General features: G+C 66.4%; 25 protein-coding genes. 13 read left to right on the forward strand and 12 right to left on the reverse strand.

The features are described 5' to 3' along the window. Nucleotides 1-40: 40 nt before the first annotated feature. The 3 genes from AC6BOR_RS13165 (at nucleotide 41) to AC6BOR_RS13175 (ending at nucleotide 2,359) form a co-directional block, all read left to right on the forward strand. Complete coding sequence (locus AC6BOR_RS13165; RefSeq protein WP_498058838.1) at nucleotides 41-1,060, forward strand: threonine aldolase family protein; 1,020 nt, start codon at nucleotides 41-43, stop codon at nucleotides 1,058-1,060. Then, nucleotides 1,060-1,968 (forward strand): DMT family transporter, encoded by a 909-nt coding sequence (locus AC6BOR_RS13170; RefSeq protein WP_498058839.1) that lies wholly within the window; start codon nucleotides 1,060-1,062, stop codon nucleotides 1,966-1,968. The genes AC6BOR_RS13165 and AC6BOR_RS13170 overlap by 1 nt, the downstream gene beginning before the upstream one ends. 70 nt (nucleotides 1,969-2,038) lie before the next feature. Further along, nucleotides 2,039-2,359 (forward strand): excalibur calcium-binding domain-containing protein, encoded by a 321-nt coding sequence (locus AC6BOR_RS13175; RefSeq protein WP_498058840.1) that lies wholly within the window; start codon nucleotides 2,039-2,041, stop codon nucleotides 2,357-2,359. Nucleotides 2,360-2,397: 38 nt separating this feature from the next. Here AC6BOR_RS13175 and uvrB read toward each other — a convergent pair whose 3' ends face one another. Next, nucleotides 2,398-4,602 carry an excinuclease ABC subunit UvrB gene (uvrB, locus tag AC6BOR_RS13180; RefSeq protein ID WP_498058841.1) on the reverse strand — a complete coding sequence of 735 codons (2,205 nt, stop codon included), beginning with the start codon at nucleotides 4,600-4,602 and terminating at the stop codon, nucleotides 2,398-2,400. 121 nt (nucleotides 4,603-4,723) lie between these two features. Continuing rightward, nucleotides 4,724-5,494, reverse strand: a complete 771-nt coding sequence (locus tag AC6BOR_RS13185; protein WP_498058842.1) for a cytochrome b/b6 domain-containing protein — start codon at nucleotides 5,492-5,494, stop codon at nucleotides 4,724-4,726. Between the two features lie 443 nt (nucleotides 5,495-5,937). On the opposite strand from AC6BOR_RS13185, the gene tyrS reads away from it, so the two are divergent. After that, on the forward strand, nucleotides 5,938-7,152 hold the full coding sequence (gene tyrS / locus AC6BOR_RS13190; RefSeq protein WP_498058843.1) for a tyrosine--tRNA ligase: 1,215 nt from the start codon (nucleotides 5,938-5,940) through the stop codon (nucleotides 7,150-7,152). Here the strand turns inward: tyrS and AC6BOR_RS13195 are convergent, their stop codons facing one another. After that, nucleotides 7,153-8,586: an ATP-binding protein gene (locus tag AC6BOR_RS13195; RefSeq protein ID WP_498058844.1), complete on the reverse strand. Its 1,434-nt coding sequence runs from the start codon at nucleotides 8,584-8,586 to the stop codon at nucleotides 7,153-7,155. Between the two features lie 12 nt (nucleotides 8,587-8,598). Next, nucleotides 8,599-9,288, reverse strand: a complete 690-nt coding sequence (locus AC6BOR_RS13200; RefSeq protein ID WP_498058845.1) for a response regulator transcription factor — start codon at nucleotides 9,286-9,288, stop codon at nucleotides 8,599-8,601. 182 nt (nucleotides 9,289-9,470) lie between these two features. On the opposite strand from AC6BOR_RS13200, the gene AC6BOR_RS13205 reads away from it, so the two are divergent. The 5 genes from AC6BOR_RS13205 to AC6BOR_RS13225 are packed head-to-tail and all read left to right on the forward strand — an operon-like array spanning nucleotide 9,471 to nucleotide 12,653. Further along, nucleotides 9,471-10,610: a DUF3089 domain-containing protein gene (locus AC6BOR_RS13205; RefSeq protein ID WP_498058846.1), complete on the forward strand. Its 1,140-nt coding sequence runs from the start codon at nucleotides 9,471-9,473 to the stop codon at nucleotides 10,608-10,610. Next, the gene (gene ruvX / locus AC6BOR_RS13210) at nucleotides 10,607-11,074 is read left to right on the forward strand and encodes a Holliday junction resolvase RuvX (RefSeq protein WP_498060661.1); all 468 of its coding nucleotides are present in this window, start codon (nucleotides 10,607-10,609) and stop codon (nucleotides 11,072-11,074) included. Before AC6BOR_RS13205 ends, ruvX begins: the two co-directional genes overlap by 4 nt. Next, nucleotides 11,075-11,437 (forward strand): peptide-methionine (R)-S-oxide reductase MsrB, encoded by a 363-nt coding sequence (gene msrB, locus AC6BOR_RS13215; protein WP_498058847.1) that lies wholly within the window; start codon nucleotides 11,075-11,077, stop codon nucleotides 11,435-11,437. It abuts the gene before it with no gap. Next, nucleotides 11,437-12,357: a peptidylprolyl isomerase gene (locus AC6BOR_RS13220; RefSeq protein WP_498058848.1), complete on the forward strand. Its 921-nt coding sequence runs from the start codon at nucleotides 11,437-11,439 to the stop codon at nucleotides 12,355-12,357. The genes msrB and AC6BOR_RS13220 overlap by 1 nt, the downstream gene beginning before the upstream one ends. Beyond that, a complete protein-coding gene (locus AC6BOR_RS13225) occupies nucleotides 12,354-12,653 on the forward strand; it encodes a DUF952 domain-containing protein (protein WP_498058849.1) in 300 nt (99 codons plus the stop codon). Before AC6BOR_RS13220 ends, AC6BOR_RS13225 begins: the two co-directional genes overlap by 4 nt. 5 nt (nucleotides 12,654-12,658) lie before the next feature. Here the strand turns inward: AC6BOR_RS13225 and AC6BOR_RS13230 are convergent, their stop codons facing one another. Next, complete coding sequence (locus AC6BOR_RS13230) at nucleotides 12,659-13,270, reverse strand: glutathione S-transferase family protein (RefSeq protein ID WP_498058850.1); 612 nt, start codon at nucleotides 13,268-13,270, stop codon at nucleotides 12,659-12,661. A gap of 75 nt (nucleotides 13,271-13,345) precedes the next feature. Here AC6BOR_RS13230 and AC6BOR_RS13235 point away from each other — a divergent pair, with 75 nt between their 5' ends. Then, entirely contained in the window at nucleotides 13,346-14,830 is a 1,485-nt protein-coding gene (locus tag AC6BOR_RS13235) for a Do family serine endopeptidase (RefSeq protein ID WP_498058851.1), read from the forward strand. 92 nt (nucleotides 14,831-14,922) lie between these two features. Then, entirely contained in the window at nucleotides 14,923-15,435 is a 513-nt protein-coding gene (locus tag AC6BOR_RS13240; protein WP_498058852.1) for a methylated-DNA--[protein]-cysteine S-methyltransferase, read from the forward strand. Here AC6BOR_RS13240 and AC6BOR_RS13245 read toward each other — a convergent pair. Then, entirely contained in the window at nucleotides 15,398-16,543 is a 1,146-nt protein-coding gene (locus AC6BOR_RS13245; RefSeq protein ID WP_498058853.1) for an acyltransferase family protein, read from the reverse strand. The two genes, AC6BOR_RS13240 and AC6BOR_RS13245, sit on opposite strands and share 38 nt — an antisense overlap. 82 nt (nucleotides 16,544-16,625) lie before the next feature. Between AC6BOR_RS13245 and AC6BOR_RS13250 the strand changes: the two genes are divergently transcribed. Both AC6BOR_RS13250 and AC6BOR_RS13255 read left to right on the forward strand, forming a co-directional pair. Continuing rightward, complete coding sequence (locus AC6BOR_RS13250) at nucleotides 16,626-17,441, forward strand: LytTR family DNA-binding domain-containing protein (protein ID WP_498058854.1); 816 nt, start codon at nucleotides 16,626-16,628, stop codon at nucleotides 17,439-17,441. 85 nt (nucleotides 17,442-17,526) lie between these two features. Further along, nucleotides 17,527-18,987 (forward strand): hypothetical protein, encoded by a 1,461-nt coding sequence (locus tag AC6BOR_RS13255; protein WP_498058855.1) that lies wholly within the window; start codon nucleotides 17,527-17,529, stop codon nucleotides 18,985-18,987. A 19-nt stretch (nucleotides 18,988-19,006) separates the two neighbouring features. Here the strand turns inward: AC6BOR_RS13255 and AC6BOR_RS13260 are convergent, their stop codons facing one another. The 6 genes from AC6BOR_RS13260 to AC6BOR_RS13285 form a co-directional block, all read right to left on the reverse strand. Then, the gene (locus AC6BOR_RS13260; RefSeq protein ID WP_498058856.1) at nucleotides 19,007-21,013 is read right to left on the reverse strand and encodes an acetyl-CoA carboxylase biotin carboxylase subunit; all 2,007 of its coding nucleotides are present in this window, start codon (nucleotides 21,011-21,013) and stop codon (nucleotides 19,007-19,009) included. Between the two features lie 320 nt (nucleotides 21,014-21,333). Beyond that, nucleotides 21,334-21,645 carry a UrcA family protein gene (locus tag AC6BOR_RS13265; protein ID WP_498058857.1) on the reverse strand — a complete coding sequence of 104 codons (312 nt, stop codon included), beginning with the start codon at nucleotides 21,643-21,645 and terminating at the stop codon, nucleotides 21,334-21,336. A 119-nt stretch (nucleotides 21,646-21,764) separates the two neighbouring features. Continuing rightward, on the reverse strand, nucleotides 21,765-22,232 hold the full coding sequence (locus tag AC6BOR_RS13270) for a DUF2269 family protein (protein ID WP_498058858.1): 468 nt from the start codon (nucleotides 22,230-22,232) through the stop codon (nucleotides 21,765-21,767). 12 nt (nucleotides 22,233-22,244) lie between these two features. After that, nucleotides 22,245-23,777: an acyl-CoA carboxylase subunit beta gene (locus tag AC6BOR_RS13275; RefSeq protein ID WP_094472651.1), complete on the reverse strand. Its 1,533-nt coding sequence runs from the start codon at nucleotides 23,775-23,777 to the stop codon at nucleotides 22,245-22,247. Between the two features lie 73 nt (nucleotides 23,778-23,850). Then, the gene (locus AC6BOR_RS13280) at nucleotides 23,851-24,546 is read right to left on the reverse strand and encodes an ATP12 family chaperone protein (protein WP_498058859.1); all 696 of its coding nucleotides are present in this window, start codon (nucleotides 24,544-24,546) and stop codon (nucleotides 23,851-23,853) included. After that, nucleotides 24,543-24,746, reverse strand: a complete 204-nt coding sequence (locus tag AC6BOR_RS13285; RefSeq protein ID WP_498058860.1) for a hypothetical protein — start codon at nucleotides 24,744-24,746, stop codon at nucleotides 24,543-24,545. The genes AC6BOR_RS13280 and AC6BOR_RS13285 overlap by 4 nt, the downstream gene beginning before the upstream one ends. Between the last annotated feature and the right edge of the window lie 3 nt (nucleotides 24,747-24,749).

Genomic DNA, 24,749 nt, shown 5'->3' on the forward strand with positions numbered 1-24,749 from the left:
GTGATTGACCTTGCCCCGCCCGCCTCCCTATCGGTGGGCCATGGCCACGCTGTTCAACTTCATGTCCGACAATGCCGCAGCGCCCTGCCCGGAGGTGCTGGCTGGCCTTGCCGCCGCCGCGCCGGCGCAACCCGCCGGCTATGACGGTGATGACTGGTCGCGCCAGCTCGATGCGCTGTTCAGCGATTTGTTCGGCCGGCCCTGCATGGCCCTGCCGGTCAGCACCGGCACCGCCGCCAACGCGCTGGCGCTGGCCACCCTCGTGCCGCCCTGGGGCGCCATTGCCTGCCACAACGAAGCCCATGTGCAGGTCGATGAATGCGGCGCACCGGAGTTTTTCACCGGCGGCGCCAAGCTGCTCCTGTGCCCTGGCGCCGATGGCAAGCTGACGCCCGCAGGTCTCGATGCCGCGCTCGCCAGCCACCGCGGCGATGTCCACCAGGTCCAACTGGGCGCGCTCACCCTCACCCAGGCCACCGAATGCGGCACCGTCTATACCGCCGCCGAAGTGGCGGCGCTCGCGGCACATGCCAGGGTCCGTGGCTGGCGCCTGCACATGGATGGTGCACGCTTTGCCAACGCTGTCGCCCATCTCGGCCATGGCCCGGCCACACTGGTCGCCGATCTCGACGCGCTCAGCTTTGGTTGCATCAAGAATGGCGGGCTCAGCGCCGAAGCCATCGTGCTGTTCGATCTGGCGTTGGCCGATCAAATGCGCTGGCGCCGCAAGCGCGCAGGGCAAATGCCATCAAAGGGCCGCTTCAACGCCGCGCAGATCATCGCGATGGTGGAAAATGATGTCTGGCTGCGCAACGCCCGCACCGCCAATGCCGGCGCGCAGCATCTGGCCCAGGCCGCCGGCAATCGCCTGATGTATCCGGTTCAGGCCAACGAGGTGTTCGTGCAGCTTGCCCCCGGCGAGCCGCAACGCCTGCGCGATGCGGGCTTCCTTTTTTATGATTGGGGCGACGCCGGCTCCAACCAGGTGCGCCTGGTGGTCAGTTGGGACACGCCGGCCGACGGGGTGGAGCAACTGGCCCGCGCCCTGGCCGCCGGCTGATGGCGCCGCCGCCCGCACCCGGCCGCTTCACGCCAAAAGCCTGGGCCGCCTTTGCCGGCTGTACCCTGATCTGGGGCAGCACCTGGTTCGTCATCCGGACCCAGCTCGGCGATGTGCCGCCCAGCTGGTCGGTCACCTGGCGCTTTGCGCTGGGGGCCAGCATCATGCTGCTGCTCTGCCTGTTCACCGGCAAATCGCTGCGCCTCTCGCCTCGCCAGCACGGCTTTGCGCTGCTGGTGGCGGTCACCCAGTTCGTGCTCAACTTCAACCTCGTCTACCGCTCCGAACAATATGTCACCTCGGGCTTGGTCAGCCTCACCTTCGCCTTCCTGCTGGTGCCCAACACGCTGTTCGGCGCGCTCTTCCTCGGCCAGCGCGTCTCGGCGCGCTTCATCGCCGGCAGCATATTGGGCCTCGCTGGTGTCGCCCTGTTGTTCGCGCCGGATCTCGCCCGTCCGGGCGGTGTCAATGTCGGCCATGGCCTGGCGCTGGCCTTTGCCGGCGTGCTCAGCGCCAGTATCGCCAATGTGCTGCAGGCCACGCCCGCCGGCCGCGCCATGCCGCTGGAGGCTGGCCTCGCCTGGGCCATGGCCTGGGGCGCGCTCATTGATGGGGCGGTGGCGCTGGTGGTCGATGGGGCCCCACGCTTTTCCACCGATCCCGTCTATCTGGCTGGACTCGCCTATCTCGGCATCGCCGCGTCCGCTGTGGCGTTCAGCCTCTATTACACGCTGATCCGCACGGTGGGGCCGGGGCAGGCGGCGTGGAACGGCGTGGTGGTGCCGATGGTGGCGATGGGCATTTCCACCGTGGCCGAAGGCTTCGCCTGGACCGCCACGGCCGTGGCCGGCGTCATCCTCGCCCTCATCGGCCTTGCCATCGCGCTGAAGGCCAAGGCGGCCGGGTAGGGACCGTTTGGCGGCGCCCGAGATCAGCTTCTTTACGGTAAATTATCCTGCGTGGATTAGCCAAGGCCCTATGGCCAAGCGCAAGACCAACACGCCAAGATCAGCCGCGACCTTGCCGGTGATCGGCATCGTTGGCGTGTTGCTGGGTGGCGGCGCCGGGTGGATCGCCACAATGCCAAATGGCGAAGGCAGCGGCAACCTGGCGGTCGCCACGGCGGCGGTGGCCGATGTGGTCGAAGCCGTTCGGCCCGAGCCCCGGCCCTACCGCTATTTCGCGGGTTGCAACGACGCCCGCGCGGCTGGTTACGAGAATATCGACCGTGACGAGCCCTCTTACCGGCCAGAGATGGATGGCGATGGCGATGGCATTGCCTGTGAACCCTATCGCTAGCCAGACGCAGCCGCGCGCCCGACCGGCCGGCTGAACCCTCACCGCCCGGCGCTGCGTCGCTTCCCGCTGAACCCCTTCTGCTGCATCTTGGAAAAGCGCGTGGTGCGCGTGCCGGCCTTGCCGCCAGTGGCGCGGCCCTTCACCGGGGCGGTGCGCTGGTCTTGCGGCACGCCCAGTTCGTCCATCTCCAGCCGCCTGATCTGGTCGCGGATGGCGGCTGCCGTCTCGAACTCCAGATCGGCCGCGGCCTTCTTCATCTGCTCTTCCAGCTCGGCGATATAGGCCTTCAGGTTGTGGCCCACCAGATGCTGGGTCTCGTCATCGCCGGTGTCCACCACCAGCCCGTCCTTCATGCTCACATCGGCCAGCACGTCGCCAATGTTGCGCTTGATGGTGGTCGGCGTGATGCCATGCTCCAGATTATAGGCTTCCTGCTTGGCCCGGCGCCGGCTCGTCTCCGCCATCGCCCGTTCCATGCTGCCCGTCACATGATCGGCATAAAGGATCACCCGCCCATCCACGTTGCGCGCCGCGCGCCCGATCGTCTGGATGAGGCTGGTTTCCGATCGCAGAAAGCCTTCCTTGTCGGCATCCAGGATCGCCACCAGCCCGCATTCCGGAATGTCGAGCCCCTCGCGCAGCAGGTTGATGCCCACCAGCACATCATACACGCCCAGCCGCAGATCGCGGATCAGCTCGATTCGCTCCAGTGTCTCCACGTCTGAGTGCATGTAGCGCACGCGCAAGCCCGCCTCGTGCAGGAACTCGGTCAGATCCTCGGCCATGCGCTTGGTGAGCGTTGTCACCAGCGTGCGATAACCGGCCGCCGCGGTCTTCTTCGCCTCCTGGATCAGATCCTCCACCTGGTCTTCCACCGGGCGGATATCCACCGGCGGATCGATCAGGCCGGTGGGGCGGATCACCTGCTCCACAAACACCCCGCCGGTCTTGTCCATCTCCCACGGGCCGGGGGTGGCCGATACGAACAGCGTCTGCGGCCGCATCGCCTCCCACTCGGAAAAGCGCAGCGGCCGGTTGTCGATGCAGCTGGGCAGGCGGAACCCATATTCGGCCAGCGTCACCTTGCGCCGATGGTCGCCCTTGGCCATCGCGCCGATCTGCGGCACCGTCACATGGCTTTCATCGATGAACAGCAGGGCGTTCTCGGGCAGATATTCAAACAGGGTCGGTGGCGGCTCGCCGGGCAGGCGCCCGGTCAGAAATCGGCTGTAATTCTCGATGCCGGCGCAGCTGCCGGTGGCGGCAATCATCTCCAGATCGAAATTCGTCCGCTGCTCCAGCCGCTGCGCCTCCAGCAACTTGCCTTCGGCGTTCAGCTCCTTCAGCCGCTCGGCCAGCTCATGCTTGATGGCCTCGGCCGCCTGCTTCAGCGTCGGCCCCGGCGTCACATAATGGCTGTTGGCGTAAATCTTGATGTGGTCCAGCTTCGCCACCGTCTCGCCGGTCAGCGGGTCAAACTCTGAAATCGCCTCGATCTCGTCACCGAAAAAGCTGATCCGCCAGGCCGAATCCTCATAATGCGACGGGAAAATTTCCAGACTGTCGCCGCGTACCCGGAAATTGCCGCGCGCAAAGGAAAGATCGCCGCGCTTGTACTGCATGGCCACCAGCTTGCGCACCACTTCCTTCAGGTCGGCACTGCCGCCCTTTTTCAGGCTAAATGTCATCGCCGAATAGGTCTCGACCGAACCAATGCCATAAAGGCACGAAACCGACGCGACGATGATCACATCATCCCGTTCCAGCAGCGCGCGCGTGGCCGAATGGCGCATCCGGTCGATGGCCTCGTTCACGCTCGACTCCTTCTCGATATAGGTGTCGCTGCGCGGCACATAGGCCTCGGGCTGGTAATAGTCGTAATAGGAAACGAAATATTCCACCGCATTGTCGGGGAAGAAGCTCTTGAATTCCCCGTACAATTGCGCCGCAAGAATCTTGTTCGGCGCCAGGATCAATGCCGGCCGCTGCACCGCCTCGATCACCTTGGCCATGGTGAAGGTCTTGCCCGAACCGGTCACCCCCAGCAGCACCTGGTCCCGCTCCCCGGCCTCAGCCTGCGCCACCAGCTCGGCAATGGCGGCGGGCTGGTCGCCCGACGGGCTATACTCCGTCTTCATCACGAACGGCCGGCCGCCCTCGCTCTTCTCCGGCCGCGCCGGCCGGTGCGGGGTGAATTCCGCCAGGTCCGTTTCGTCAAGATTGGTGCGAATCTGGATGGCCATGCCCGCCACCATGCCCCATGTGCGCGCTTTGTTCCAGTGCGACCATAAGATCCTCCCTGCCCGCAGGGCGGGGAGGGGGACCACGCGAAGCGTGGTGGAGGGGCGGGGGGGACCGTGCCCCCTATCGCAACATCCGCCGCACCAACTGCCGGTCGCGCAGCACGAAATGATGCCACACCACCGCGCCCACATGCGCCGCAAACGCCAGCGCAAACAGCCCGGCCAACAACTGGTGCGCCCCACGCGCCACATCCAGCGTCAAGGCCTCGGCCATGTGCAGCCCCAACACCGGCGCCCCGGTGCTGCCCGCCAGCCCCAGCCCACTCACCGGCAACGCCAGCAACAGCAGATACAGCGCCCATTTGTTCAACCGCGCCGCGCCGTTCGGGCTCACCGGCCCCGGCGACGCCCCCTGCGCCAGCACCCGGAGCAGCAGCAACAGCAACACCGCCAGCCCGATGCCATTGTGCGCGCCCGCAAATTCCGCCCGCTCCGCCGATGGCGGCAGCACCGCCACAAACAGGCCCATCGGCAACGCCGCCAGCATCAACACCGCACTCACCCAATGCAGCAGGCGCGCAATCTGGCCCCACTGCTGCCGCCGGTTCCAGTCCGCCACCGCCTCAACCGGCCGCCGCCACTGCGCCGGCAGCAACAACAGCAACAGCAGGATCGCCGCCGCGGCGATTACCGCCATGATGTTCAGCACCACGGGCCGCCAATCCGCCCCCCGCGCCGCAAATGTGCCATCGCCATTGGCCAACCAGATGGACCAGCCCATCATCGCCAACGCCGCCGCCGCGCCCAGCTGCGCCGCCACCCGCCACCACCGGCCCGCCGCATTCAGCCCGGCCGCCAGCGCGAGGGCCAGGATCAGATAAAACAATGTCATGGCGCGCTGCGTGGGCGATTGCGCGGCAAGACGCAAGGGAAGCCTCGTCACGGCAGAGAAAAGCAATGCCTCCGGCGGCAAGGGGCGAGGCCCCTTGACCCGTTCGTTTCAGGCCCGCCTCTAACTCATTTCACGAGTCATGCTGGCGTAGGCCAGCATCCACAGTGTTGCCGATGGCGCGCTTGCCTTCGCCGCTCTGTCCTACAGGGTTACCCGTGGGCTATGGTGGCCGTCATGCCAAACCCTTGCCCATCATCTCGCCATGCCACCGGCCAGAACCGGCGTGGAGTGGCCGTGCCAAACACCGCAGATGCGGAAAAACCGGCAAAACTGGCCATGATTTCAACCGCCATTTCCGCAGATTCCGTCAAGGGTGTCAAAATTGGCCGCGCTGACCGTCGGGGCATGACAAGCGCGGCGGCACTGCCTAAAAGCCTCCCATCATGACCCACAGCAGCGACTTTCTCCGCCGGCTTGAAGCGCGCGGTTTCATCCATCAGATCACCGACGCGGCGGCGCTGGATGCGGCGGCGGCGAAGGGGGTGATCACGGCCTATGTCGGCTTTGACTGCACAGCGCCCTCGCTGCACATCGGCAATCTCGTTTCGATCATGATGCTGCGCCATCTGCAGCAGGCGGGGCATCGGCCGATCGTGGTGATGGGCGGCGGCACGACCAAGATTGGCGACCCGTCGGGCAAGGACGAAGCGCGGCAGCTGCTGGGTGACGAGCAGATCCGGGCCAACATGGCCAGCATCCGCCGCATCTTCGAACGCTTCCTGCGCTTTGGCGATGGCCCCAACGATGCGGTGATGATCAACAATGATGAATGGCTGTCGCAGCTTCAGCTGGTGCCGTTCCTGCGGGATTATGGCCGGCATTTCTCGATCAACCGCATGCTCACCTTTGACAGCGTGCGCCTGCGGCTGGAGCGGGAGCAGCCGCTGTCGTTCCTGGAATTCAACTACATGATTTTCCAGGCCTATGATTATCTGGAACTCAATCGCCGCTTTGGCTGCACGTTGCAGATGGGCGGCAGTGACCAGTGGGGCAACATCGTCAACGGCACCGATCTCATCCGCCGGGTGGAAGGGCGCGAGGCCTTTGGCCTGACGACGCCGCTGATCACCCGCGCCGATGGCGCCAAGATGGGCAAGACGGCCAAGGGCGCCGTGTGGCTGCACGAGGATCAGCTGCCGCATTTCGATTACTGGCAGTTCTGGCGCAACACCCATGATGCCGATGTCGGCAAGTTCCTGCGACTGTTCACCGACCTGCCGCTGGACGAGATTGCCCGGCTGGAGGCGTTGGCAGGTGCGGAGATCAACACGGCGAAGGCAGTGCTGGCCACCGAAGCCACCGCCCTGTGCCGGGGCCGCGATGCCGCGCTGGCGGCCGCCGAAACGGCGCGCACCACCTTTGCCGAAGGCGGCGCGGGGGAGGATCTGCCCACCCATGCCGTGCCTGCGCCCATCACCATCATCGATGCGCTGATCGGCCTTGGCTTTGCCGCCTCGAAGAACGAGGCGAGGAAGCTGGTGGCCCAGGGCGGCGCCCGCATCGATGGCGTGGCTGCGGGCGGCGATGCGGCGATGGTTGGCCCGGGCCAGAAGGTCAGCGCAGGCAAGAAGCGGCACGGCCTGATCATCGCCGGCTGATCACTCCGCCGCCGGTGTGGCCGGCAGATCGAGGATCACCTTCAGGCCGGGCTTGTTGTCGTCCAGCGCCAGCGTGCCGCCATGCAGCCGCGCAACCGCGCCGGCCAGCGACAGGCCCAGGCCGGCGCCCTGCAGGCCGGGGCGCTGTGCCCGCCGTGCGGTGTCGAGCCGGCCAAAGCGGCGCAGCGCCTCCATCCGGCGGCTGGCCGGGATGCCTGGCCCATGATCGGCCACCCAGATCAGGGCGCCGCCAGCCTTGGCCGCAACGCCCAGTTCGATGCGCTGGCCGCTGGCGCCATAGCGCAGGGCATTGTCGATCAGGTTGGACAGCGCCCGGCCCAGCAACTGGCGGTGCACCGGCAGCACAACCGGGCTCTCCGCCGCCACCGCCAGCGCCACGCCGGCATCTTCGGCCAGCGGCTCATACATGTCCGCCAGCTCGGCCAGCATGGCGGCGAGGTCCAGCGCCTCAAACCGATCCCGCCCGATGCCGGCTTCGGCGCGGGTGATTTCCAGGCTGTTGTCCAGCATGGCGAGCAGGGCCTGCGCCTCGGCTCCCACCGCATCGAGATCGTCGGCGTTGATGGCGGTGCCCACCGCCATATGCTCGATCCGCGCCTTCAGCCGGGTGAGGGGGGACCGCAGATCATGCGCCAAGCCATCGGTGACGGTGCGCAGTTCATCGATGAGCGCCTCGATCCGGGCAAGCATCACGTTGAAGGCCTGGCCCATGGAATCAAAGGCATCGGCCGGCGGGCCGGGCGGCACGTCCACCCGGGCGTGCAGTTTGCCGGCCGTCACCTCCCGTACCACATCAGCCAGGCCGCTGGCCCGGCTGGCGATGATGCGGGTGATCATCCGGCTGGTGAACAGCGCGATCAGCACGGCAAACGGCAGCACCAGCGCCAGCGTGGTGACCAGCGTGCGCTGCAGCTGCACCTCCGCTTCCAGGCTGCGGCCGACCAGCAGGCGATAGCCATCGGGCATCGGCCGCGCCGTGACGAGATAGGGTTCGATGTCGCCATGATCGGCGTGCATCGCCGGCACCCGATATTGGCGGCGGTCGGCAGGCACCCCGGCCGGCCAACGCGCCAGATTGCCCAGCAGGAGGCTGCCATCGGGCGCTGCGAGATGGATGATCAACGGGCCCGGTACGCCCAACTCGCCATCGAGCAGGGTGACAGCGGCTTCGATGCCGTCCTTCTTCCAGGCCTGTTCGGCAGTGGTGGCGATGGCGGTGATGCGGGCGCTGGCTTCGCTGTCGAGCTGGCTCTGGGTGGCGCGTTCCAGCAGGATCAGCGGCGCCCAGGTGGCGGCCAGCAGCACCAGAAACAGCAACATGCCAATGCGCGCCGTGGTGGTGCCGCGCCACCAGCTGGCGATCAGCAGGGAAAAGCCACTGGGTTTCCAGGGAGAAAGCCCCGGCCGGGGCATGGTGGTCGCGCCTCAGGCCGAAACGGCTTCGCCGCCAACGCGATAGCCGGTGCCGCGCACCGTCTGCACGATGTTGCCGGCGCCGCCTTCATCCAGCTTCTTGCGCAGCCGGCTGACATGCACATCGATCACGTTGGTGCCCGGATCGAAATGATAATCCCACACACCTTCCAGCAGCATGGAACGGGTGACGACCTGGCCCTTGTGGCGGACGAGATATTCCAGTAGGCGGAACTCGCGCGGCTGCAGATCGATGCGGCGGCCAGCATAGGTGACGCGGCGGCTGAGCAGGTCCAGTTCCAGCTCGCCTTCGGTCAGACGGGTGACTTCGCTGGCCGACTGGCCCCGGCGCTGTACCACCTCCAGCCGGGCCAGAAGTTCGGCCATTTCAAATGGCTTGGTGACATAATCATCGGAACCCGCACGCAGGCCGCGCACCCGTTCATCCAGGCTGGCCAGTGCCGACAGCATCACCACCGGTGTGTTGTTGCCAGTGTCGCGCAGCCGGGCGAGCAGCGACAGCCCATCCAGTTCGGGCAGCATGCGATCAAGCACGATGGCGGCATAACTGCCGGCCTGCGCCATATCGAGGCCGGTCCGGCCGTTGTTGGCAATATCGACATGATAGCCCGCTTCACGCAGGCCCCGTGCCACGTGATCGGCCATGGCGGCGTCGTCTTCGATGCACAGGATGTTCAACATGCCTGTGACTTTATGACGCTGAAACAGATAATGACAAGCCCTTCGTTGCGTTGCGGCGAAATTCTTCGCACCGGCGACGAAACTGCTGCTAACAAACGGCATCTGCCAATATTCCGGACCATTTCGTGACCATAGCTCCCCAGCCCGAGCCCGCGCCGCCGCCGCCCTCCAAACGGCCACAGGTGGAACGTTCCGCCCGGCTGCCGCGGCTGTTCCTGTGGCTGGTCGCCATTGCCATCGTGCTGGTGATCATCGCCGGGGTGGTGTGGCGGCTGGCTGGCGACCGCTTGCTGGCCAGCGCCCTGGTGCCTTCTGGTGCGTTTGCCGCTGGTGTTGCCGGTGCGCCCTATGATTATCGCTCGGCGGCCAGTTGGGCAGCGCGGCCGGGCATGGCCAATGATCCCACCGCCTGGCGCCCCGCCGGCATGGCGCCGGCCCCGGGCAAGGTGGCGGTGTTCTTCATCCCGCCCACCGCCGCCTTCAGCACCAGCCAGTGGAACGAACGCTCCAGCGAGCCGGCGGTCGCCGATCGGCTCGCCGGCTTCCTGCGCACCGAGGCAACGGCCCTGGCCGATGCCGGGCCCCTGTGGGCACCGCATTATCGCCAGGCCGTGCTGGGCAGCTTCCTCGCCAGTGAACCGGATGACCGCGCCAGCGCCCGCGCCGCCCATGATCTGGCCTATGCCGATGTGAAGGCCGCCTTTGCCGCCTTTCTGGCCGCGCAGGCGCCCGATGCGCCGATCATCCTTGCCGGCCACAGCCAGGGCAGCTTGCACCTGATGCGCCTGCTGGTGGAGGAGGTGGCGGGCAAGCCATTGGCCAGGCGCGTGGTGGCGGCCTATCTCGTTGGCTGGCCGATTTCCATCACCGCCGATCTGCCGGCGCTCGGTCTGCCGGCCTGTGCCGAGCGGAACCAGGCCAACTGCCTGTTGAGCTGGCAGAGCTTCGCTGAGCCGGCCGAACCCAAATCGCTGCTCCGCGTCTATGAGGCGGGCAACGGGCTGTCTGGCGCGCCGCGGCGTGGCACCGCCATGCTGTGCAGCAACCCGCTCACCGGTGGGCGTGGCGATGCGGCGCCCGGCAGCGCCAACCCCGGCAGCCTGGTGCCGTCGGCCAATCTGAAGGCCGCGCAGTTGGTGACACCCGGCGTGTCGGCGCGCTGCACGCCCCTGGGCCTGCTGCTGATCGGCGAAGCGCCGTCCGGCTACCCGGCCTTCGTCATGCCGGGCAACAATTTCCATGTGTTTGATTATCCGCTGTTCTGGGCTTCTGTGCGCCAGGATGCAGTGGCGCGGGCGGCGGCGTGGACAGCGGCGCACTGATCGCGGCCGTCGCGCCCGATTTCGCCGCCGCGCTGCCAAACGGCGGCCGGCTCGGCGGGCTCGACGTTGGCACCAAGACGATCGGGCTGGCCACCTGCGATGCCGGCTGGTCGTTCGCCAGCCCGGCCCACACCATTGCCCGCACCAAGTTCACCGCCGATTTCGCTGCCCTGAAAGCCTGGGTTGCGCAGGAACGGCTGACCGGCCTGGTGATCGGCCTGCCGCTCAACATGGACGGGACTGACAGTTCGCGCACCCAGTCCGTCCGTGCCTTTGCCCGCAATTTGGCCCCGCTCGCCTTGCCGCTGCTGCTGTGGGATGAACGCTGGTCCACTGCCGCCGTCGAACGCGCCATGATTGCCGAAGATCTGTCCCGCGCCCGCCGGGCGGAACGGGTAGACAGGCTGGCGGCCAGCTATATCCTGCAGGGCGCAATCGATGCCCTCATCCGATGGAGGCCCTGAATGAGTTGCCTTTCGCCCCAAGCCCGTGCCGTGCTCTATGATCACGCCACCGAACGGCCGTTCACCTCGCCGCTGAACGATGAAAAGCGCGCCGGCGATTATCACTGCGCCGGCTGCGGCGCGCTGCTGTACAAGAGCCATGCCAAATACAACTCCGGCTCCGGCTGGCCCAGCTTCTGGGAAGCGGTGGAGGGCGCGGTCGGCACCACCACCGATACCAGCCACGGCATGGTCCGCACCGAAGTGCATTGCGCCGCCTGCAACGGCCATCTCGGCCATGTCTTCCCTGATGGGCCGCCGCCCACCGGCCTGCGCCATTGCATCAACGGCCTCGCCCTCGATTTCGTGCCGGACGAAGCCTGATGAAGCGCCTGCTGCCCCTGCTCTTGGCCGCGCCGCTGCTGCTGGCCCAGGCCCCACCAGCTTCGCCGCCGCCGTCGCTGGCCAACACCAGCGCCGATCAGATCATCGCCGCCGCCCCGCCCAGTGCCTGGCAGGCGATCGACCCAGATGACATCATGGTGATGGACACGGCGGCCGGCCAGATGGTCATCCAGCTGGCGCCGCTGTTCGCCCCGGCGCATGTCGCAGCGATCAAGGCGCTGGTGAAGGCCGGCCGGTTCGATGATGGCCGCATCGTGCGGGTGCAGGACAATTATGTCGTGCAATGGGCCGCCAAGCCGATCGACGGCAAGGAACCGGTGAGTCAGCCACCCGATGTGCGCGAACAGCGCGTGCGCGTGGCGCCGCTGCCAGCCGAATATGAACGCAGCGCCAGTGGCCTGGCCTTCACGCCATCCCCGTTCAAGGACACATATGCCGAAGCCGGCTGGATTTCCGGCTGGCAGGCGGCGCGTGACCGCAAGGCCGGCACGGCCTGGCTGGCCCATTGCTATGGCACCGTTGGCGTTGGCCGCGACATGCCGCCCGACACCGGGGACGGTGCGGAGCTGTACACCGTGATCGGCCATGGCCCGCGCCATCTTGATCGCAACATCGCCAATGTTGGTCGCGTGCTGGCCGGGATCGAACCGCACGCCGCCCTGCCGCGTGGCACCGAGGCGCTGGGCTTTTACAAGGACGAAGCGCAACGCGTGAAGATCGCCCGCGTGCGCCTCGCCAGCCAGATCCCCGGCTTTCCCGCCTGGCAGATGATGGACACCGCCAGCCCCAGTTTCGCCCAGGTGGTGCAGGCCCGTGCCAACCGCACCGGCTTCTTCGTCCGCCCTGCTGGTGCGGCTGACCTGTGCACCTTGAAGGTTCCGGTCAGGCCCGCACCATGACGCCGATCATCAAGCTGCTGCGCGCTGGCGAATGGGTCCAGTTCCAGGCCGACGGGCAATTCGCCGGCTCACCGGACGACCTGCGCGATGGTTATATCCACTTCTCCACGCCCGAACAGGCGGCAGCGACGCTGGCCAAATGGTTTGCCGGTGAACCGGGCGTGATGGCGCTCACCATCGATGCCGACACGCTGGGCGAGGCGCTGAAATGGGAACCGGCCCGCGGCGGCCAGCTGTTCCCCCATCTCTACCGCCCGCTGCGGCTGGACGAGGTGATTGCGGTGCAGCCGGCCTGACCGGCTCAACCGCGCTGCGCTTCCTTCGCCCGGGCAAACCCCTCCCGCGCGCTCGCCCGCGCCCAGAAGGCCCGCGCATTCGGCCCGACCTCCTCCAGATGGCCCAGCGTGCCGGCGAGCAGGAACGCATAGGCGACAGCAATATCGGCCATGGTGAAATCAGCCCCGCACAGCCATGGCCGGCCATCGGCCAACGCCTGTTCCACCCAGATCGTCCGCGCCAGGAACCAGCGTTTGTAATCGCTCGCCACCTTGGGCAGCCGGTTCTCGGACTTTTCCAAAACGGAGTAACGCAGCACCAGTGTCTGCGGAAAGGTCAGCGTCGCATCGGATTGGTGCAGGAAGTTGAGATAGTCGCCATAACGTGGATCACCGGGCAGCACCCGCATCGCACCGGCCTTTTCGGCCAGATATTGGCAGATCGCGGCGCTTTCCGTCATCCGCACCTCCCCATCAGTAAAGAAGGGGATGGTGCCCAGCGGGTTCAGCTCAAGGAACGACGGCTCCGCCCAGCGTGGCGGGAAGGGCAGCAGCACCAGTTCATAGGGCAGACCCAGTTCCTCCAGCGCCCACAACGCCCGAAAGCTGCGCGCATCCCGGCAGTGCCAGAGTTTCATGGTCGACCCCTTCGCATCACCAAATTCTTCCCCATATTCATGGCTGCTTAAACTTGCCCCCGCAATCACGTGACAATGAACAGGATCGTCATCGCCATGATCACCCGCACCAAATTGGCCGCTGGCGTCGCGCTGGGGATTGCTGCCGGCGCCGCGCTGGCCGTTGGCGTCGCCCATGTCAGCGACAGCAAGGTTTCTGCGCAAATCCCGCCGATGGACACCAGCGAGGTGCCGCGCGCCGTACCTGCCGCCGGCCAGGTTGCCCTCAGCTTCGCGCCGGTCGTCAAGGCCGCCGCGCCTGCCGTCGTCAACATCTACACCGCCACGGTCGATCGCCGGCCGCGCTCGCTCAACGAAGCCTTCATGCAGCAATTCTTTGGCGGCGCGCCGGTGCAGCCCCGAGTGTCGCAATCGCTCGGATCGGGCGTGATCGTTGGTGCCGATGGCCTGATCATCACCAACAACCATGTGGTCGAAGGGGCCGATCAGATCCTCGTCGCCCTGGCTGACCGGCGCGAGTTCAAGGCCAAGGTGCTGTTTGCCGATCCCCGGCTCGATCTTGCCCTGTTGAAGGTCGAAACCGAAGGCGCGGCGCTGCCCGTCATCCGCATGGCCGATTCCGATCGGGTGGAGGTGGGCGATGTCACCGTCGCCATCGGCAATCCGTTCGGCGTCGGCCAGACGGTCACGACCGGCATCGTGTCGGCGCTGGCCCGCACCGGCATCGGCGTATCGGACTGGCAATTTTTCATCCAGACCGATGCCGCCATCAATCCCGGCAATTCGGGCGGCGCGCTGCTCGATGCGCAAGGCCGGCTGATCGGCGTGCCCACCGCCATTTACAGCCGCGACGGCGGCTCCAACGGTATCGGCTTTGCCATCCCGTCCAAGATGGTGCGGGTGTTCCTCAACGCGGCCGACAAGGGCAAGCTGGTCTCCGGCTGGATCGGCGTCGAAGGCGAACCATTGACCACCGATACCGCGAAACAGCTTGGCCTTGACCGGCCCGGTGGCCTGCTGGTCACGGCCGTCGTGCCCGGCAGCCCCGGTGCCAGGGCCGGCATCCAGGCTGGGGACGTGGTGAAGAGCGTGGACGGGAAGGAAGTCGCCAACGGCGGCCAACTGCGCTACAGCCTCGCCACCGAGGGGGTGGGCAAGGCGCTCGCCGTCCGCATCTGGCGCGACCGGGCGGAGCGCACCGTCAACGTCACGCTCGCCGCGCCGCCGGAAAACCCGCCGCGCAGCCTTACCAAGCTTGCGGGCCGCTCCATCCTCACCGGCGTCACCCTGGGCAATCTGTCGCCCGCCTATGCCCAGGAATTGGGCGCCGGCCTGCCCGAACAGGGCGTGGTTGTGGTGGCCATCGATGCCAATGCGCCGGCCGCCCGCTTCCTGCGCCCCGGCGCGCTGATCGAAACCCTGGGCGGACAGCCGGTGAAATCCGTGGCCGATGCGGTGAAGCTGTCCGACGCCGGCGCGCTGATCGTTCGCTTCGCGGTTGGTGAGCAGCGCGCCGAATGCGGGGTCAACAATCTGGGCGGCCTGTCCTGCCGCAGTTGAGGCAGGGGCGGGAACGGGCGGTCTGATTTCCGCCAGACACGCTGGGGCGCTGGTGTAAAACCGCCCCAGCACCACAGCCATGGAACCCGCCCATGTTCACCCGTTCCCGCCTTGCCAGCCCCCTGGGCGATCTGGTCGCCGTCACCGCTGCTGATGGCACAATCCACGCACTGGAATTCGCCGACGACGAATCCCGGCTGCACCGTCTCTTCACTCGCCACCATGGCGATGACGCTGTGGCCGACGGCGAAGCGCCCCCGGCGCTGGCCAGCGCGCTGGCCGCCTATTTCGCTGGCCATCTCACCGCCATCGATGCGCTGCCCGTTGCCCGCATCGGCACCCCGTTCCAGCAGGCCGCCTGGGCCGCCCTGCGCGCCATCCCGGCCGGCGAAACCCGCAGCTATGGCCAGCAGGCCGCCGGCATGGGCAAGCCATCGGCCACCCGCGCCGTGGGCCTTGCCAATGGTGCCAACCCCATCGCCATCATTGTGCCCTGCCACCGCGTGATCGGCAGCAATGGCGCCCTCACCGGCTATGCCGCCGGGGTGGAGCGCAAGGCCTGGCTGCTCAGGCACGAAGGCGCCCTGCCACCGCTGCTGGCCTGATCGCGCCATAGCCGGCCCAGGGCCGCAGCCAGCCCACCCGCGCCGTTGCCCAGCAAAAGGCCGCGGTGCCAATGATGGTTGTGCTGATCAGCAGGCTGGCCTTCACCACGGTCGGCACCGCCAGCGGCAGCAGCCACCAGGCGCTGAGCACGATGATCGTCTGGTGGATCAGATAGGCGGGGAACACCGCCTCGGCCAGCGGTTGCCGCCAGCTGTGGTCGCGGTTCAGCCAGATCCGGGCAGCGCCGAGCAGGCCGATGATCATGCCCCAGGCTTGCACGGCGCGCGCCAGCCGGCTGGCCACCAACCATGGGCCGGCCGGATCACCGGGCAGTGCATTGATGCCGGCCACCCCCAACCAGCCGGCAAAACCCAGCACCAGCCCGGCCCGCCACCAGCGCGCCACCCCGGCCCACAACGGGCCATTGGGGCCCATTGCCACCCCCAGCAGGAACGCTCCGCCATAGATCGGGTGGGCGGCCCAATCGGTCACCAGATCATGGGTTTCGGGAAAGCGATCGGCCAGGCCCAGCCGCACGCCGGCAATGGCCAGCATCGGCAGCCACAGGATGCGCCCGCCGGCCAGCAGCCGGGCCGCCGCGCGCTGCAGCGCCACCAGCCCGCTGGCCCGCAGCAATGCCAGCACCATGGAATAGGCCCAGAGATAGACAACGAACCACAGATGGTTCCACGTTGGCAGGATCAGCCCAAGATGGGTTGAAAAGCCGAAATATTCCTCCCGCCAGAAACGCAGGAAGCCGCCGTGCCAGCGGCCATTGGCCTGCACCTCCACCCAGCTCTGCGGCGGCACGATCAGCAGCACGCCGGCCAGCAGCGGCAACAATAGCCGCCATGATCGGCTGGCGGCAAAGCCGTCGCGCCCCTTGGCCAGCATGGCGGCAGAGGCAACGCCGGAGATCAGAAACAACAGGATCAGCCGCCAGGCATTGGTGAACAGCATCACCGGCTCCAGCCAATCCAGCCGGGCCAGCTTGATGTGCCAGCCCCACGTCACAAAGGCCATGCCGCAATGATAGAGGATCAACAGGCCGAACGCGGCAATGCGCAGCCAGTCAAGGTCGAAACGGCGGGTCGGGGTCATGCTCATGCCCATTGCCATGGCCTTGCGCGGCGCGGCGTTCAGGTGCGAAGTGATGGCCGGCAAATGATTGGGGACGGGCGGCAGACAGGTGGGTACAAGCGGCACCGGATCGGGGACAGGCGGCAGCGCGTCGCGCTGGGCGATGCCGCTGGTTGCGCTGCTCTTGCTGCTGAAGGGCGTGGTCGATGCCGAATCCATTGCCGACAGCACGCCCGAACTGGCCACCTGGCAGCCCTACACGCTGGAACTGACCAGCGCCGCCTTCTTCATGGCGCTGCTGTGGCCGTTGTGGCGGCTGTCGCGCCGGCTGCGGCCGCCACATCTGGCCTGGCCCGCCACTGCCGCTGCGCACCTGGCCTTGCTGCCGCCGCTGGTGCTGCTGCACGCCGCCTGGCTCGATGCCAGCCGCCGCCTGTTGTTCGCCGCCCACGGCCGTGGCTACCGCTTTGACTGGACGGCCGAACAATTGCTGTTCGAAGCGCGCAAGGATGCGCTCACACTGGTGGCGCTGCTGGCGCTGGGCTGGCTGTTTGACCGGCTGTTCGCGCCCACCGTGCCGCCGGCGGCGCGCGATGACGCCCCGCCCTTTCGCCTGGCCGTGAAAGACGGCAGCCGCACCCTGTTCCTCGCACCCGACGAAATCAGCCACGCCAGCACGGCCGGCAATTATGTCGAACTCGCCACCGTCCATGGCCCTTTGCTGCACCGGGTGACGATGGCGGCGCTGACCGATGAACTGGCCCCGCACGGCTTCGTCCGCATCCACCGTGCCCATCTTGTGCGCGCGGCTGCCGTGCGCAGCATTGCCAGCGAAGGCAGCGGCGATTTCCGGGTGACGCTGGCCGATGGCACCAGCCTGCCCGGCAGTCGACGCTATCGCGCAGGCCTGACCAAACGGCAATAACCGGCCGCTTTCGGCTTGACGCCAAGATGATATCGCTGATGATCAAGTCATGCTGCAGCGACTCCTTGCCTTTATATTGACATGCATGCTGTCAACGCCAGTGTTGGCGACGTGGCGGGTGGCCGAATCGGCGCACTTCCGTGTTTTTGGCGAGATGTCGGTCGAACAGCTGCGCAAGCGGGTTGAACTGCTCGAAGATTATCGCAACCTCTTGGGCATGTTTACGACCGCCAAGGTGGATGATGCCGCGCCGAAATTGACAGTCTATCTCGTCGACCGGATCAGCGACGCGGTGCCCTTCGGCAAGATCGGCGGTGATGTCGCTGGCTTTTACAGCGCGTCCGATGGCGGCATCGTTGCCTATGCCATGAAAGGCGATTTCGGCCAGTCCACGCTGCTGCACGAATATGCCCATCACCACATGTTTGCCGGCACCGGCCAAAGCTACCCGGCCTGGTATGTGGAAGGGTTCGCCGAATATTTCATGACCGCCATCTTCTACCCGACCCGCGTCGACTTCGGACTGGTTGAACGCGGGCGGGTCTATGCCCTTTCGATGCCCTGGCTGAACTGGGATCGCGTGATCGATCGCAACAACCGCCGGATGAGCTCCGACGAAACTTCCCTGTTCTATGCCCAGAGCTGGCTGCTCACCCATTATCTGTTCCGGGCGCCGCAGGCGCGCGGCAAGCTCAATGCCTATCTGAAGGCCGTGACGGCTGGCGAGAACCCGCTGGCTGCGTTCAAGGTGCATGTGGAACCCGATCTTTCCAACCTCAATCGCACATTGCGCGCCTACACCAGCGGGCGCAGCTTCACCTTCAGCCGGCTTGACCGCAAGGCGCCGGAACCGGTGGCCGTCACCGTGCGCGATCTGCCGGCCTCCGCCGATGATCTGTTGCTGATGATGGCCATGCTCGATACCCGCGGCGGCGCACTGGCGGATCGCAAGGCGGCACTGGCGCGGGTGCAGGCTGCCGCGGCGCGGCACCCCGGCGATGCGCTGGCCACCCGCACGCTGGCGATGGCCGAACTTTTTCTTGGTGACGCGGCCACCGCCGTCACCCTGCTCGATGGTCTGCTGGCGGCCACGCCAGCGGATGCGGACCTGCTCCGCCTCAAGGCGCAAGCCCTGCTGCGCATCGATTCTGCCACCAACCGTGGTGAAGCGCGGCGTCTGCTGGTGCGCGCCGTCAAGGCCGCGCCCGACGATTGGCGGGCCATGCATGTCTATATCCACACCTATGACATCGTGCATGCCGATCTGGTGAACAGCGTGTTCGATGTGGTGCAGTTGATGGCAGGGCTGGCGCCACAGGTGGATGGGGTGACGATCGATTTTGCGACCGTGCTGGTGCGGCGCAACCGCTTCGCCGATGCCGCCAAGGTGCTGGAGCCGCTCGCCTATGCCCCGCACGGTGGCCGGATCGCCAGCTGGGCGATCCTGCTGCGCGATGCGGCCATGGCAAATGACGGCAAGCGGTTCGTGGACCTGCTGGACCAGGGACCGCCCAAGGACGAGCCGACGCCGGCCGCGCCGAAGTGACCCCAGCCCGCCGGCCGTCTTACCCTTCAAACTCCATGATCACCGCGTCGACGGCCAGGCTGTCACCTGGCTTGGCCAGCAGCTTGGCCACCACCCCGGCCTTTTCCGCGCGCAGGATATTCTCCATCTTCATGGCTTCCACCGTGGCCAGCGGCTGGCCGGCTTCGACCTTGTCACCTTCGGCGACCGCGATGGAGACCACCAGACCCGGCATCGGGCAGAGCAGATATTTGCTCATGTCCGGCGGGATCTTGGGGATCATGAAGCGGGCGAGTTCGGCGGCGCGCGGGGTGAGCGTGCGGCACTTGTGCGCTGCACCGCGGGTGGTCAGCTGCAGGAAGCTGCCCTTCCGCTCCACATTGATCGCCACGGCCTCGCCGTTCACCGTGCCGGCGAACACGGCATCGCCAACCCGCCAGCCCGATTGCACCACCAGGTCGCGGCCATCCACCAGCACCTCGTGACTGCCGGCCTCGCCGGTCACCTCCACGGGCACCTGTTCGCCGTCCAGCTCCACCACCCAGTTGATGCCATAACTGGCGCCGTCACCCGAAAGCTGGCCATCGATCAGGCTTTCGCGGGCCACGGTTTCGGCGTGGATGATGGCGGCGGCCGCAATCAGCGCGTCGCGGGTGGCGGGCTGCACCGGGGCGCCGTGGAACCCGTCCGGATATTCCTCGGCGATAAAGCCGGTCGTCACATTGGCACCGGCCTTGAACCGGTCATGCTGCATGATCGCCGACAGGAAATCGATATTGTGGTTGATGCCCTTGATCAGATAGCGATCGAGCGCCTGTCCTTGCGCGGCGATGGCGTCCGCCCGGGTCGGGCCCCAGGTGATCAGCTTGGCGATCATCGGGTCATAGAACATGCTGATCTCGGCGCCTTCCACCACGCCGGTATCGATGCGCACCAGATTGCCCTGCTCGTCGCGGCCGGCCTCCGGCGGCTGGCAGCGGCTCAGCCGGCCGATGGAGGGCAGGAAACCGCGATACGGGTCTTCGGCATAGACGCGGGTTTCGATGGCGTGGCCGTTCAGCTGCACATCGGCCTGGGTGAAGGGCAGCGGCTGGCCGGCGGCAACACGGATCATCAGCTCGACAAGGTCCAGCCCGGTGATGCACTCGGTCACCGGATGCTCCACCTGCAGGCGGGTGTTCATTTCGAGGAAATAAAAACTGCGATCGGCCCCGGCGATGAACTCCACCGTGCCGGCGCTGAAATAGCCGACATTGCGGGCCAGCGCGACCGCCTGTTCGCCCATCGCCTGGCGCATCTCGGGCGTGACGAAGGGGGAGGGGGCTTCCTCCACCACCTTCTGGTGGCGGCGCTGGATCGAACAATCGCGCTCACCAAGATAGACGATGTTGCCCTGTTGATCGCCGATCACCTGGATTTCGATATGGCGCGGCTGTTCGACAAATTTCTCGATGAACACCCGGTCATCGCCAAAGCTCGACAGGGCCTCGCGGCGCACGCTGTCAAAGCCTTCGCGCACATCGGCTTCGCTCCAGGCGAGGCGCATGCCTTTGCCGCCGCCGCCGGCCGAAGCCTTCATCATCACCGGGTACCCGATGCCGTTGGCGATCTCGACCGCGTGATCGGTGCCGCTGATTTCGCCGACGAATCCGGGCACGACCGACACGCCGGCTGCCTTGGCGCGGCGCTTCGATTCGATCTTGTCGCCCATGGCGGCGATGGCGCCGGCCGGCGGGCCGATGAAGGCGATGCCGGCCGCGCTCAACGCCTCAACAAAGCCGGCCCGTTCCGACAGGAAGCCATAGCCGGGGTGCACGGCCTCTGCCCCGGTGGCCTTGCAGGCGGCAATGATCTTGTCGGCCAGCAGATAGGATTCGGCCGCCGGCGGCGGGCCCAGATGCACCGCCTCGTCAGCCTCGCGCACATGCAGCGCCTGCGCATCGGCATCGGAATAGACCGCCACGGTCTTGATGCCCATCGCGCGCGCCGTGCGGATCACCCGGCAGGCAATTTCACCGCGATTGGCAATCAGGATCTTCTTGAACAAGACGCCGCCTCCCGAACCTTCTGTCGCTGGTTTCCATAGCGGGCTGGGCTTGGGGTGCAACATATCGATTTTGGCGATGACCGCGACAAAGACGCCTTGTTTCCCCCTGCAACGCGGCGCTGGCATGATGCGTACATCAATCAGGTGGCCTTGGCGGCTTCCTCCCCCGAACGGGCGCACGGCGTTTCCCCTGACCGTGCGCCCACCGCCAACCCCGCCTGACCAGGGCCGGCACCGTGCTCCCCCGCGGTGCCGGCCTTCCCATGAAAAAGGCCGGCCAGGTTGCCCCGGCCGGCCCTTCATTCAATCAGAAGCGTGGCTTACTGGCGCGCTGCCACGGCCACGGCCATGCGGGCGTGGGCTGCATCGATCTGTGCTGCCGCCGCCTTGGTGGCTTCGGCCTTGCAGCTGTCAAGATCGGCCAGTTCATCACGGCTGAAGAACACCGGCATGCCGCACAGGCGCACCATCGCCACGGACAAACGGCGATCAAGTGTGCGTTGGCCAGCGGCCGTGGACAGATCCAGATCAGCCGTCTGAACCCGCACAGTGGCCTTCACATGACCGGGGCCAGCCGCAAGGGCCGGAGCCGCCAGGGTTGCTGCCAAAATCGCTGCCATGATGATACGCATAAGGCCCTCCCGAAATCTGATGGTCGCAGGATGCACCCATTGTCATGGCGATGCAACAAGAATGTCACAAAACTGTCATTGCTACGTCATTTAGACGCAACAAAATCGTCACGCCGCTGTCATCCTGGCCGGGCGATCATCAGCCACAGCGCCGCCACCAGCGGCACTGTGGAAATCAGGCCCCAGAAAATCCACTTTCTTGACAAGGCTTTATAGGAATCCGGCACTGGCCCATCGGTGAAATCACGGGCCAGCCGGGCGCTCCTGATCTGGATCGGCACGATCAGCCCCATCCAGATCAACCCGGCGGCAATGAAACAAATCTGCGCCCACAACAGCCAGCCAGAGAAGAGGTCAAACTGCCCGGCAATGGCCATGCCGTAGCCGCCCGCCATGGTCAGGACGACACCCCAGACCGTCATCGACCAATCGGTGTAGGTGATCAGCTTCTGGGCAAAGGCCAGCACTGCCGGCCGGCCATCCCGGTCCGCAAAAAACTTCCAGATTGCTGTCACGGTGATGTTGCCCATCAACATCACCACCCCGGTGATGTGCAGGAACTTCCACACGAGATAGGTGTCAGGCATCACAAATCCCGCTCAAAGCGGGATGTTATCATGCTTTTTCCACGGGTTCTCGAGGTTCTTGTTGCGCAGTTTGCGCAAGCCCAGTGCAATGCGCCGCCGCGTCGAATGCGGCATGATCACCTCGTCAACAAAGCCCTTGGCTGCCGCCACGAACGGGTTGGCAAAGCGGGCTTCATATTCGGCAGTGCGGGCGGCGATCTTGTCCTTGTCCCCGATGTCCTGGCGGAAGATGATCTCCACCGCGCCCTTGGCGCCCATCACGGCGATTTCTGCGGTGGGCCAGGCATAGTTCAAGTCACCGCGCAGATGCTTGGACGCCATCACGTCATAGGCGCCGCCATAGGCCTTGCGGGTGATCACCGTGATCTTGGGCACGGTGGCTTCGGCATAGGCAAACAACAGCTTCGCGCCATGCTTGATGATGCCGCCATATTCCTGCGCCACGCCGGGCAGGAAGCCGGGCACATCCACGAACGTCACGATCGGGATGTTGAAGGCGTCGCAGAAGCGCACGAAGCGGCCGGCCTTTTTGGATGCATTGATGTCAAGGCAGCCGGCCAGCACCATCGGCTGGTTGGCGACGATGCCCACCGTGTGGCCTTCGATGCGGGCGAAACCGATGATGATGTTGCCGGCATGGCCGGGCTGCAGCTCGAAAAATTCGCCATCGTCCGCCACCTTGGCGATCAGCTCGTGCATGTCATAGGGCTTGGTGGCCGACGGCGGGATCAGCGTGTCGAGGCTGTTTTCGACCCGCAGCGGATCGTCGCTGGTCGGCCGGAACGGCGCATCCTCGCGGTTGTTCAACGGCAGGAAATCAAAGAACTGGCGGGTGCGCAGCAGCGCGTCAATGTCATCCTCCAGCGCCAGATCGGCCACGCCGCTCTTGGTGCTGTGCGTGATGGCGCCGCCCAGCTCCTCCTGGGTCACCACCTCGTTGGTCACCGTCTTCACCACGTCCGGGCCGGTGACAAACATGTAGCTCGAATCCTTCACCATGAAGATGAAGTCGGTCATCGCCGGGCTGTAGACCGCGCCGCCGGCGCACGGGCCCATGATCAGCGAGATCTGCGGCACCACGCCCGATGCCAGCACGTTGCGTTGGAACACCTCGGCATAGCCGCCCAGCGACGCGACGCCTTCCTGGATGCGCGCACCGCCCGAATCATTGAGGCCGATGACCGGCGCGCCGACCTTCATCGCCATGTCCATGATCTTGCAGATCTTCTGGGCATGGCGTTCCGACAGCGAGCCGCCGAACACCGTGAAATCCTGGGAGAAGACGAAGACGAGGCGGCCGTTGATGGTGCCACTGCCGGTGACGACGCCATCGCCGGGGATCACCGTGTCCTGCATGCCGAAATCGGTGCAGTTGTGCTCGACATACATGTCGAGCTCTTCAAAGCTGCCGGGATCGAGCAGGATGTCGAGCCGCTCGCGCGCCGTCAGCCGGCCCTTGGCATGCTGGGCGGCAATGCGCTTTTCACCGCCACCCAGGCGGGCAGCGGCTCTGCGGCGTTCCAGTTCTTCCAGTTGCTTCAACATGGCGGCAGCACTCCCTCAAGGCTCCCCTAGCAATTGCGCCGTGTGGGGCAAGTGGCGATTGGTCACCGCCGGCTCACGCTGCCAACAGTCGCAGGCAGGTGACAGCCGCGGCGAGATCGGCCCGCCGCGTCGCCTCCGCCTTTTCGGCCAGCGGGTCGCGGCCCCATTGTTCCTCCTGCCAGCGCGCATCGACATGGGCGATGTCATAGGCGGCCTCGGCCTCCAGCGCGCCTTCGGCCACGGCCAGCGCCAGCACCGCCGATCCCGTGATCGTCACGATGGGATCCAGCGGCGCCAACTGGAACGGCGTGAAGGCCGCGAACGCCGTGCCGATCCGCGCCAGCGTCGCGGCCGGCTGCGCCACATGCATCACCCCGCTGGTGAGGGTGAGGGCCACATCATAACGCCGCGCCAGCCATTCCACCCACGGGTCCCATGCCGCCGCCTGCGCCGCCAACAGGGAGGCCGGGCCATCGGCGCGATAGGCGATCAGCTCGCTTTCCGCATAGGCGGCCAGCCGCCGGGCAAAGGCCGCGGCATCGGGTGCCACCCGGTCAATGGCGGCGTTGGCAAAGCCGGTCAGCGGCAATAGGCGCGGGTCAACCTCTGCGCCTTGCGCGTTCCATTCGGCGGCAATGCCGGCGGCCAATGCCTCTGTTGGCACGGTCAGCACGGCCCGCGCCGGGGTGCGCAGCGGCCGGCCATCCAGCGCCACGCCCCAGGCGTCCGGCCCGCCAGTGACCGTCGCGTCCGTCCAGAACCGCTTCATTTGCGCGTCAGGCCCAGATGCTTGGGCCGCACGAACAGCGTGGCGCCGCCGATCAATACCACGGCCAGCCCCACCGCCTGGCCTTCGGTGCGGATCAGCCACACGCCCAGCGCCATCACCGCCAGCCCGGCCAGCCGAACGCCAAGGAAGCGCAGGTACAGCCGCTTGGCGACATCGGGAGGCAATGGGGCTTGGCTCATGCC

The sequence above is a fragment of the Sandarakinorhabdus sp. FBCC-B8862 genome (genome assembly GCF_059745315.1).